This is a genomic window from Kitasatospora sp. NPDC008050 (genome assembly GCF_042957465.1).
Classification (GTDB): Bacteria; Actinomycetota; Actinomycetes; order Streptomycetales; family Streptomycetaceae; genus Kitasatospora.
In genome coordinates this window covers 201,957-212,498 of record NZ_JBIBIJ010000015.1, presented here as the reverse complement: position 1 = coordinate 212,498, position 10,542 = coordinate 201,957, and the positions used below count along the sequence as shown (strand labels likewise).

Here is a 10,542-nt window from a genome sequence, read left to right as displayed (position 1 = left end):
CCAACCCCGATCAGACGATCGAGGCCGGGGATGTCAACATATCTGGCGTTGACTTTTGGCACGCTGTTGAGTTCTCAAGGAACGGACGCTTCCTTCAAGCCGCTCTCGCAAGCTCTCCGGGCGCTTCGTTCTTTCTTCTCTTCGAGCTTATCAGACCCGCCTCTCGGCGTTTCCCGACTCGCTCTCGGTGTTTCCAACCTTACCAGGTCTTCCGCACCGCTCGGCCTCAAGAGGCCTTCGCCGTAACCGACCTGACGGCCTGTCCGACGTGTTGAACTTTAGCCCAGCCCCGCTCCGAAAAGCGAATCCGGCCCACCCGCCGAAATACCGGCACGACAAAAGAAGCCAGCCGCAGAAGCGTGCGAAAAGCGACGCGCCAACGACCGACATTTCATGTCGGAAATGGTGTTTCAGGAGAGTGGCCGCCCCGGGACCGTCCGCGCCGATGCGTGTCCGGTGCTCCCTGCCGAGCGACTAGGGAACACTACGCCTGGTTCAGGCCTGCGGCAACTCGGCCACCCGGATGGTGCGGGTACAGCGCGCACGGCTCAGCTTCACGTACTCACCGTTCGGCTGATCGTTCGAGGCGACCCACTCGCGCGCCGCTAGCTCATCGCGACCGGTCTCCTGGTGGCGGCGGATCAGGCGATCGGTACGGAGCTCGTCGTCGACGTCCAGGTACCAGACCTCCTGGAGCAGTGAGCGGGCCTTGGACCAGTCGGGAGCATCGGCCGCGAGGTAGTTGCCCTCCGTGACGATGAGCCGGGTGCTGGGGGTGACCAGATGCCGGGCGGCCACGGGCTCGTCGAGCGCGCGGTCGAAGTCGGGGACATAGATGTCATGGAAACGGTCGGCGGCCAGCCGCTCCAGCAGGGCGAGGTAGCCGCGGGCGTCGAAGCTGGGCAGCGAGCCCTTGCGGCCACGCAGGCCCAGGCGGTCGAGCTGGGTGTTGGAGAGGTGGAATCCGTCCATCGGGACGTACGCGGCCGTCCCCGCTCCCTGGGCCCGGTTCGCCTCGGCTACCAGGAAGCGGGCGAGCGTGGACTTGCCGGCGCCGGGGGCACCGGTCAGGCCGAGCAGGGTCCGCCCACCGGGGCGGGCGGTGCGCAGCGCGGCGAGCAGTTCCGCCGCCAGGTCGGCGGGCCGCGTGGCGGGCTGCTCCTGCGGGGTGGTGCTGGACTGGTGCACGCTCATACGTCCGTCTCGATCGGCTGGACCGGCTCAGTCGGTGAGGGCCGGCAGGTCAAGGGTGAGGGTTCCGGCGTCGGCGTCCAGCACGGCGGGCAGGCCGAGCGGGACGGTGAGCGTGGACGGGCCGTGACCGAAGCCGAGCTCCCAGAGGACCGGCACGCCGAGCGGGCCGAGGCGTTCGAGGAAGACGTCACGCAGGTGCTCGGGGGCGCCACACCCGGCCCAGGAGCCGAGGGCGACTCCGCTGATCCCCTCCAGGGCACCCGAACGCAGCAGCTGGGTGAGGATGCGGTCGATGCTGTAGGGGTGCTCGTTGACGTCCTCCAGCAGCAGGATCGTGCCGGCGAAGGAGGGGCGGGCGCCCGGCGTGCCGCGCTCCACCGCGAGAAGCGAGGCGCAGCCGCCGGCGGTGATCCCGTGCGCGCGGCCGGGGACGAGAGGGGTGGCCTCGGGTCCGGTCAGGGTGCGCACAGCGGAGGGTTCGAAGAGGGTGCGGCGCAGATGCTCGGCGGTGGCCGGGTCGGCGATGAAAGAGGAGGCCGCGCCCATCGGCCCGTACAGCGAGGCCAGGCCGAGCCGGCCCGCGAGCTGTTCGTGCAGCACCGTGACGTCGCTGAAGCCGATCAGGAGCTTGGGCGGCACGGCGGCCAGCGCGTCCCAGTCGAGCAGGTCGCTGACGCGTTGGGCGCCGAAGCCGCCGCGGGCGCAGAGGACGGCGGCGATGGTGGGGTCGAGCCAGGCCTGCTGGAAGTCGGCGGCCCGGTCCTCGTCGGTACCCGCGAGGTGGCGCAGCCGCGGGTGGTGGTCCAGGACGTGCGCGCCGAGCACGGGTGCAAGGCCCCAGGAGCGCAGGACGGCGCAGCCCGCCTCGAGTCGGTCCGGGTCGATCGGACCGCTGGGGGCGATCACGGCGACCCGGTCGCCGGGTATCAGCTTGCGGGGGCGGGTCAGGCCGAGTGGCGGGTGAGCGGGCGTGGCCATGGTCCGTCCGTCCTTCCGGTGGCGGGGCGGTGGCACTCGGCCGGCGTGGCGGTGACACTCGGCCGTGCGGTCGTGTGTTCATCCTCATTGTGGCGCGCTGGGCGCCGTGACCTGCTCAAAGGGCCGCGCCTGGATGAGAATCCTGTGACTGATGTGACCGATGACACGTCAGTTTGGTTCTATGTCAGAAGACTTGGCGAACCGCCGTCGGCGCCATGGCGGTTCCGTTACCGGACATCAGTCGGACGTATGCGGTTGATCCCAGGGTCCCATGGACGTTCACCCTCCGGTACGGCAGGATTCGGGCGGACTGTACACCGGAGGACCTCACCGATGACCTCGTCGTTCATACCTATGGACACACCGAACCAGCCCCCGGCCGGTGAGGCGACGGCCGAGCCGTCACAGGTCTGCCCGCCCCCCGCGCCTCGCCAGGCGTCACCGGCGGCGGAGCCCAAGCGGCACGACCCCGGCGCCGCGACCACGGCGAACCTGCGTGCCGGGCTCGCCTCGCGGCTACGGTCCGCCTACGAACAGGGTGCCGATCTGGACGAATTGGCGGCGGCCAGCCACCAGTCGATCGCCGAGGTCGAGCAGTTGCTGACGCTGGCCGGAGTCGACACCACGGCCGCCCGGCCGCGACCGGCTGCGGACGGGACGGGGCAGGCAGGGGCGGTACCGGCCCAGCGGCTGGGGTTGACGGGCGAGCTTCCCGGGGGTGCGGACGAGGAGCCGGGGATCTCCGCCGGCGCGGACGACGGCTGGCGCCCCTCCAGTGCCCGCCCGCGCCCGCGGATCCGCCGCCCCTCACCCCCGCGACGGCTGGCCGCCCGCCCCGGCGGCGGCGCATCGGTCAACTCCGTGCCCGGCATGACGGACTACGGCACCGCGGCGGCCACCGGGCCGGCCACGTTCGCGTCGGACGCCGGCACCGCGACAGCGGCCGACGCCGACGGGGCGGTCGAGCTGGACGAGCTGGCCGGGGCCTCGGGGGCGGAGGCGCCGCTGGGGATCCTGATCGGCGGCCCGCGTCCGGTCCCTTCCTCGGCCGAGCGGCTGGACGGGCAGCGCTGGCGCCGGGTCACCGCCCAGCTGATCCGGGTGGGCCGGGGCACCACACTGGCCGTCCTGCCCTCCTGGCGGCCGTCGATCGCGATCTCGGTGCCCACGGAGCTGCTGCTCGACGCCACCGGCCTGGGTTATGACGACCTCGCCCGGGCCGAGTTGACCGTGCTGATCAACACGGAGGCGCTGCACGACCGGGAGTTGCGGCCCCGGGACTGGCAGGTCGCGCCGGACCACGGCTCGGGCCGGCGCCGCCGGGGCTGACCACGCCCCACCGGTGGGCGCGCACTCCACTACCGGATCGCGCTCGGCGCACACCGCGTGCCAGTTGAGCGCTGGTGCGCTCGCCACTTCTCCTGACGCACTCCCCGGCGCGCCTGTTCACCGCGCGCCCGACGCGCGGGGTGGTCAAACCCCCGGTCAGGAGCCCGACACGCCGCTACCCTGTGGGCCATGCCAGCCCCGACCATCCTGTTGCCCCAGGATCCGCTGAACCCCCGGCGCGTCGACCCGCACTACTCCTACGAGGCCCAACTGGTTCGCGGGCTGGGCGGCGAGACCGCGCTGGTGAACCACGACGCGCTGCTCGCCGGGGACGCCGCCGAGGGCGTCCGCCGGGTGCCGGACGGCACCGGGCCCGCCTGGTACCGCGGCTGGATGCTGCCGGTGCCGGCGTATGCCGCCTTCGTCCGCGCGCTCGCCGACCGCGGCTGCCACCTGCTGACCAGCGCGGCCGCCTACGCCACCGCCCACGAGCTGCCCGGCTGGTACAGCACCTTCGAGGGGGCCACCCCGGACAGCGTCTGGCTCTCCGGTGCCCACGGACCGGCCGAACTCGCCACGGCGGTGGCACGGCTGGGCGGAAAGGGGCCGGCGATCGTCAAGGACTTCGTGAAGTCCCGCAAGCACGAATGGCACGAGGCATGCTTCATCCCCGAGCTCGCCGACCTGCCGGCGGTGGCCCGGGTGGTGGACCGGTTCGTCGAGCTGCAGGGCGAGTTCCTGGCCGGCGGGGTGGTGCTGCGGCGGTTCCACGCCTTTGCCCTGGCCGGCTCGGCGGACGAGGAAGAGGAGGAGCCGATCGTCGGCGGTGGATGGGGGCCCGCCAGACCGAACGGCGCACGGGTGAGACCGGCGGCCGGTCGCGAGCGGCCGGCGCACGGCGACGGACCGGCCGCCGAGGCGCGCGTCTGGTGGGTGGACGGCGAGCCGGTGCTGACCGGGCCGCACCCCGACACCCCTGAGGTCTTCCCCGCCCCCGACCTGACTCAGGTGCGCTCCCTGGTCCGGGCGCTGGGCTGCCGGTTCGTCACCACCGACCTCGCGCTGCGCGCGGACGGCGGCGGCTGGATGGTGGTCGAGGTCGGAGACGGGCAGGTGAGCGACCTGCCGCGGGGCACCGAGGTCTCCGGGCTGCTCTCCTCACTGATCTCCACCTGAGGATCGGCCGGCGGCGCAGGCACCGGACGGGCCGTCAGGCGGCGTTGGGGGCGGCCGGCCCCGCGCTCTGCTCGTCGCCCGGACCGGCAGCGGAATCAGCAGCCGTGCCGGCAGCCGGATCGACGGCCGGACCCACAGCCGGGTCAGCGGCCCGCTGGGCCGGGATCGAGGTGACCAGGGCGAGCGCCTCGCCCTGCGCCGGGCACCGGGCCGCCGACGGTGCGCCGAAGCTGCGGGCCAGCAGCACCAGGGGAACCGCGGTGAGCAGCAGGGTGCCGCCGAGCACGGCGGCCAGCAGCGGACAGCCGAGCTGGACGAAGAGCGTCGCGCCGGTCAGCGGACCGGCCGCCCCGCCCAGCGTGGTGGCCGCGCCGACCAGGACCGTCCACCGCCCGGCGGGGTCCAGTGCGGCCGCCAACCCGATCAGGTAGCTCAGGACCAAGGGGTAGAGCGCGTTCCAGAGCACCTCGCCGCCCGCGAACCCGGCCACTGACCTGGCGCCCGCGCTCAGCGCCACGCAGGCCGCGATCGCCGCGGTGCCCAGGCCGATCGGCAGCGCCCGGCCGAACCGGGTGCCCAACGCGCCCGAGGCGAGCACGCCGAGCAGCGCGCTGCCCAGCGCGAGGGCGAAGACCAGGCCGAGGTCCCGCTCCGAGAGGCCCAGGCGGCGGCCGATCTGTCCGCTGACGCCCCAGAGCGCATTCTGCGCGACCGCCCAGAGCACCATGGTCGATGCCATGATCAGACCGGCGGTGCGGTGCGGCAGTCGGTGCCTGGCGGGCTGGGCGGACGCGGCCTGCGGGGCTGCGGCCGGTGTACCGGTGCCGGGCGGGACTGCTTCCGGTGGGACTGTGGTGGCCGCGACTGCTTCCGGCAGGTCTGCGCCGGACGGGACGGCCTCCGACGGGACCGTGCCGGACGGGACTGTGGCCGCGACCGTGCCGGACGGCCGCGGTGAGAAGGTCGTCAGCGGCAGCGCCAGCAGACCGAGCAGCGCCACCGCCAGGTACGGAATCGGGTGCGCGGCGCCGAGCCAGGGCAGCAGCAGATAGAGCCCGGCCGCGATGGTGGAGGTGGCAAGCAGGCCCAGCACGGTGGCCCGGTGTGGATCGGCGGCGGCCGCAACACTCGTGCCGGCCACGGCGGAGGCCGTCCCCGCCCCGATCCCACCGACCAGACAGCCCACGACCAGTACCACCAGCGAGCCCCTGGGCACCAGCGCCGCGATGGTGAAGCCCGCTACCAGCAGCACCAGCCCGGCCCTGGCCAACCGGACCGGGCCGAGCCTGCGGACCCGGCCGGCCAGCGTCAGCCCGGTGCCGCCCGCGGCGAGCAGCAGGGCGCTGCCGACGCCGCCCGCCTGCGTGGGTGTCAGGCCGAACTCGCCGCCCAGGCGGCCGACGATGGTGGGGAGCAGATAGGCCGGCAGGTAGCCGACCGCGAAGAGGGCCACCAGGGGTGGCAGCGGGATCGCCTCGGTGACCGGGCCGGACGCGGAGTCCGAGTCGAAGTGGGGGGTTGGAGCGTGGTGCGCAGTGCTGCGCCCCGCCTCGCGAGCGCGCGAAGACATGGGCAGGGGCCTCTCGACCTGAGGGTGGTACCAGGGGGGCGCAGACCGCTGTCCGCGCGGTCGCCCCGCCTGTCTACCACTCGGGGCGCCACCCGGATATCAGGAGACGCCCCGAGGACCTCATGTCACCCTGGTTGGCCTACGGGCGATATCGATCCGCAATCGAACGATTGCGACTGTGACTGATCACCCGGCTCAACCAGTCGACTCAGCCGCTCAGTTCGGCGTGCACGGACTCGGCGTGCGCCGGCTCGGGCCGTCCCTGCGCGATGAACGCCCGCCAGAGCCTGGCGTACGTCCCGTCGGCCGCGAGGAGTTCGCCGTGCGTGCCGTCCTCCACCACCCGGCCGTGGTCCAGCACGACCACCCGGTCCGCCCGTTCGGCCGTGGTCAGGCGGTGCGCGATGACCAGCGTGGTGCGGCCGCCCGGGCGGTCGTCGCGACCGTCGCGCAGCCGGTCGGAGGCGTTGTTGACCGCCATCTCGGTGGCCAGGTCGAGGGCGGCGGTGGCCTCGTCGAGCAGCAGGATGTCGGGGTCGACGAGTTCGGCCCGGGCCAGCGCGATCAACTGCCGCTGCCCGGCGGAGAGGTTGCGGCCGCGAGCGGCCACCTCGTGCTGGTAGCCGTCCGACAGTGTGCTGATCATGTCGTGCGCGCCGACCGCCTTGGCCGCGAGCTCGACCTCCGCGTCGGTGGCCCCGGGCCGGCCGTAGGCGATGGCGTCCCGGACCGTGCCCGCGAAGAGGTAGGCCTCCTGCGGCACCACACCCAGCCGGTGCCGGTAGTCGGCCAGGGCGAAGCGGGTGATGTCGGTCCCGTCGATGCGCACCGCGCCGCCCGTCGCGTCGTAGAACCGGGCGACCAGCTTGACCAGTGTCGACTTGCCGGCGCCGGTCTCGCCGACCAGCGCGACCGTCTGACCCGCCGGGATCCGCAGGTCGATCCCGGTCAGCACGTCGGGGTTGCCCTCGCCACCACCGTTGTAGGCGAAGCTGACGCCGTCGAAGTGGATCTCGCCGCGCAGCCGCTCGGTGGGGACCGGTTCGGCGGCCTGCGGCGTGCTGGTCGGGGTCCGCAACAGCTCGCGGACCCGGCCGAGGCCCACCGCCGCCTGCTGGTAGCCGTCGAAGATCTGCGAGAGCTGGTTGACCGGGGCGAAGAACAGGTCGATGTAGAGCAGATAGGCGACCAGCGCGCCGACCGTGAGGGTCCCGGCATCCACCCGCGAGGCGCCGGCGATCAGCACCAGCGCGGCGGCGACGCTGGACAGGAACTGGACGAACGGGAAGTAGAGCGAGATGTAGAACTGCGCCCGGATACGCGCCTGCCGGTACGCCTGCCCGCGTTCGATGAACCGTGCGACGGTGTCCGCCTCGCGCCGGAACGCCTGCACGATGCGCATGCCGGAGACGTTCTCCTGCAGGTCGGCGTTGACCGCGCTGATCAGTTCGCGCGAGGCCTGGTACTGCGCGGTGGACTTGCGACGGAACACCACGGTCGCGATGGCCAGCACCGGCAGCACGGTGAAGACGGTCAGCCCCAGGCCGACGTCGATGATCAGCAGGGCCGCGAAGATCCCGACGAAGGTCAGCAGGCTGACCACACCGGTCACCACGCCGGTCTGCAGGAAGCTGGACAGGGCGTCCACGTCGGTCGTCATCCGGGTCATGATCCGGCCGGTGAGCTCGCGCTCGTAGTAGTCCAGGCCGAGCCGGTTGAGGTGCGCGAAGATCTTCAACCGCAGGGTGTAGAGCACGCGTTCACCAGTGCGGCCGCTGACCCTGTTCTCGGCGCTCTGCACCAGCCAGTCGAGCACGACCACCAGCAGGGCGGTCAGCGAAGCGGCGGTGACGCCGGCCATCAGGCCCTTGGAGACGCCGTCGTCGATGCCGTGCCGGATCAGGACCGGGACCACCAGGCCGGCGCCCGCGTCGAGCGCGAGCAGCACGAAGGCCAGCGCGAGAGCCGGGCGGAACGGCTTGAGCAGGCGGCCGAGCGAGAAGTCCGGGTCGCCGGCGGAGGCGGTGCCGAGCGGGACGTCCGGGGTGTCGGTGGCCGGGGCGAGCGCCGCGACCCGGGCGAGCAGCTCGGGGTCGGCGGAGCGGCTGGACAGCGAGCGGACCGTGCTCCGCGTGGGCGCGGCGCCGGCAGCCGGGGCGGCCACGACCGCCGGGGTGCTGGGGAGCGCCGGTGCGCCGGGGACGGCTTCGCGGGTGGCGGTGGCAGGGGCGGTCGCGCTGGCGGTGGCAGTGGCCGGGGCAGGGGCAGGGGCAGGGGAACGGTGACCGGCCAGCGCCTCGGGGTCGGTGATCAGGGCCCGGTACTGGGGACATCGGGCCACCAGCTCGTCGTGCGTGCCCAGGTCGAGCAGGTGGCCGTGGTCCAGCACCGCGATGCGGTCGGCGAGCTGCAGGGTGGAGCGGCGGTGCGCGATCAGGACGGTGGTCCGGCCGACCATCACGGTGCGCAGGGCCTCGTGGATCTCGGCCTCGATCTTCGGGTCGACCGCCGAGGTGGCGTCGTCCAGCAGCAGGAGCCTGGGGTCGGCGAGGATCGCGCGGGCCAGCGCGATCCGCTGGCGCTGGCCGCCGGAGAGGGTCAGGCCCTGCTCCCCCACCGTGGTGTCGTAGCCGTCCGGCAGCTCGCGGACGAAGCCGTCCGCCTGCGCGGCACGGGCGGCCGCCTCGACCTCGGCGTCGGTGGCGGCCGGGCGGCCGTAGGCGATGTTGGCGCGCACGGTGTCGGAGAAGAGGAAGCTGTCCTCGGGCACGATGCCGACCACCGACCGGATCGAGTCGAGCGTGACCTCGCGCAGGTCCTGGCCATAGAGCCGGATGGTGCCCGCGGTGGGGTCGTAGAACCGGGGGATCAACTGAGCGAGCGTGGACTTGCCCGAGCCCGAGGCCCCGACCACGGCCAGCGTCTCGCCCTGCGCGACCTTGAGACTGAGGCCGCGCAGCACGGGTATGGGGGCAGCCGCCTCGCTGTCGGGATCAGCCGCGGCCTTCGAGGACACCTGGTAGTGGAAGTCGACCCGGTCGAGTTCCAGCGCCGGAACGCGCTGCTCCTGCTCAGCCGACCGGAGCGGACGGGCGTCGGGGGCGTCGGTGACCAGCGGCCGCTCGTCGATCAGCTCGAAGACGCGCTCCACGCCCGCGCGGGCCTGCTGCCCGACGGTCAGCACCATGGTCAGCATCCGGACCGGGCCGGTCATCTGGGCCACGTAGGTGGAGAAGGCGACGAAGGTGCCCAGCGTCACCGAGCCGCGCACCGCCAGCCAGCCGCCCAGCGCCAGCACGGCGACCTGCCCGAGCGCGGGGATCGCCTGCATCGCCGGGCTGAAGCGGCTGTTGAGCCGGATCGCGCGCAGCCGCGCGCCGTACAGCGTGCGGGAGGCGCCCTCCAGCTTGTCGAGTTCCTGGGCCTCCTGGCCGAAGCCCTTGACCACCCGGACGCCGCCGATCGCCGCGTCGACCACGCCGGCCACCGCGGCGGCCTCCTGCTGGGCGGCCCAGGTCGCCGGGAAGAGGCGCTTGCGACTGAGCATCGCTACCCACCACAGCAGCGGCCCCATCACCAGGGCGACCAGGGTGAGCGGCAGCGAGAGCCAGAGCATCACGATGATCGACATGACGAAGAGCAGCAGGTTGCCGGTCATCATCGGCAGCATCGACAGCAGGCCGTTGACCAACTGCAGGTCGGAACTGGCCCGGCTGACCACCTGGCCGGTGTCGAGCTGGTCCTGGCGGGCGCCGTCGAGCCGGGTCAGCGAACGGAACAGCTCCACCCGCAGGTCCTGCTGGACGTCGACCGCGAGCTGACCGGCGGTGTACCGGCGGATCTGGGTGAAGCCGAAGACCAGTACTGCGGCCACGACCAGGGTGATCGCCCACGGCGCGAGGGAGCGGGTGTGGGTGGTGATGACGTCGTCGATGATCAGCTTGGTGATCAGGGGGACGATCGCGGTGACCGCCATGCCGCCGAGCGAGGCGCCGAAGGAGAGCAGGAAGTTGCGCCGGTAGCGCCAGCAGTAGGAGGTCAGGCGGCGCAGCCAGCCGGTGGCGGAGGCGTCGGCAGGGGGCTGGGCGGCCGAAGGGGCGGGGGTGCTGGGGGCTGTGGGGGCGGGACTCGCGGCCGTACTGGCGGGTGCCGCGGGTATCTCCCTGGTGGAGCCATGAGTCTCAGGCATATTTAGGGATACTAACCATTTCATGAGGCGGTCGTCCACGACGTATCGGCGCTACCAAGCGGACCTGGCAGCAACCAACGGCCTGACGTCGACTTTCCTTCCCGGA

General features: G+C 72.8%; 6 protein-coding genes. 2 read left to right on the top strand and 4 right to left on the bottom strand.

What is annotated here, in order from left to right:
• Positions 1–495 precede the first annotated feature (495 nt).
• Positions 496–1,194, bottom strand: coding sequence for a nucleoside/nucleotide kinase family protein (locus tag ACFZB9_RS26710; protein ID WP_391451196.1), 699 nt, complete (start codon positions 1,192–1,194; stop codon positions 496–498).
• 27 nt (positions 1,195–1,221) lie between these two features.
• Positions 1,222–2,172, bottom strand: coding sequence for an LD-carboxypeptidase (locus tag ACFZB9_RS26705; RefSeq protein WP_391451195.1), 951 nt, complete (start codon positions 2,170–2,172; stop codon positions 1,222–1,224).
• Between the two features lie 333 nt (positions 2,173–2,505).
• Here ACFZB9_RS26705 and ACFZB9_RS26700 point away from each other — a divergent pair, with 333 nt between their 5' ends.
• The gene (locus tag ACFZB9_RS26700) at positions 2,506–3,501 is read left to right on the top strand and encodes a hypothetical protein (protein WP_391451194.1); all 996 of its coding nucleotides are present in this window, start codon (positions 2,506–2,508) and stop codon (positions 3,499–3,501) included.
• Positions 3,502–3,690: 189 nt separating this feature from the next.
• Complete coding sequence (locus tag ACFZB9_RS26695) at positions 3,691–4,677, top strand: ATP-grasp domain-containing protein (protein ID WP_391451192.1); 987 nt, start codon at positions 3,691–3,693, stop codon at positions 4,675–4,677.
• 34 nt (positions 4,678–4,711) lie between these two features.
• On the opposite strand, the gene ACFZB9_RS26690 is transcribed toward ACFZB9_RS26695, so the two are convergent.
• Both ACFZB9_RS26690 and ACFZB9_RS26685 read right to left on the bottom strand, forming a co-directional pair.
• The gene (locus ACFZB9_RS26690) at positions 4,712–6,247 is read right to left on the bottom strand and encodes an MFS transporter (RefSeq protein ID WP_391451190.1); all 1,536 of its coding nucleotides are present in this window, start codon (positions 6,245–6,247) and stop codon (positions 4,712–4,714) included.
• Between the two features lie 208 nt (positions 6,248–6,455).
• Positions 6,456–10,436, bottom strand: a complete 3,981-nt coding sequence (locus ACFZB9_RS26685) for an ABC transporter ATP-binding protein (protein WP_391451188.1) — start codon at positions 10,434–10,436, stop codon at positions 6,456–6,458.
• Positions 10,437–10,542: the final 106 nt, after the last annotated feature.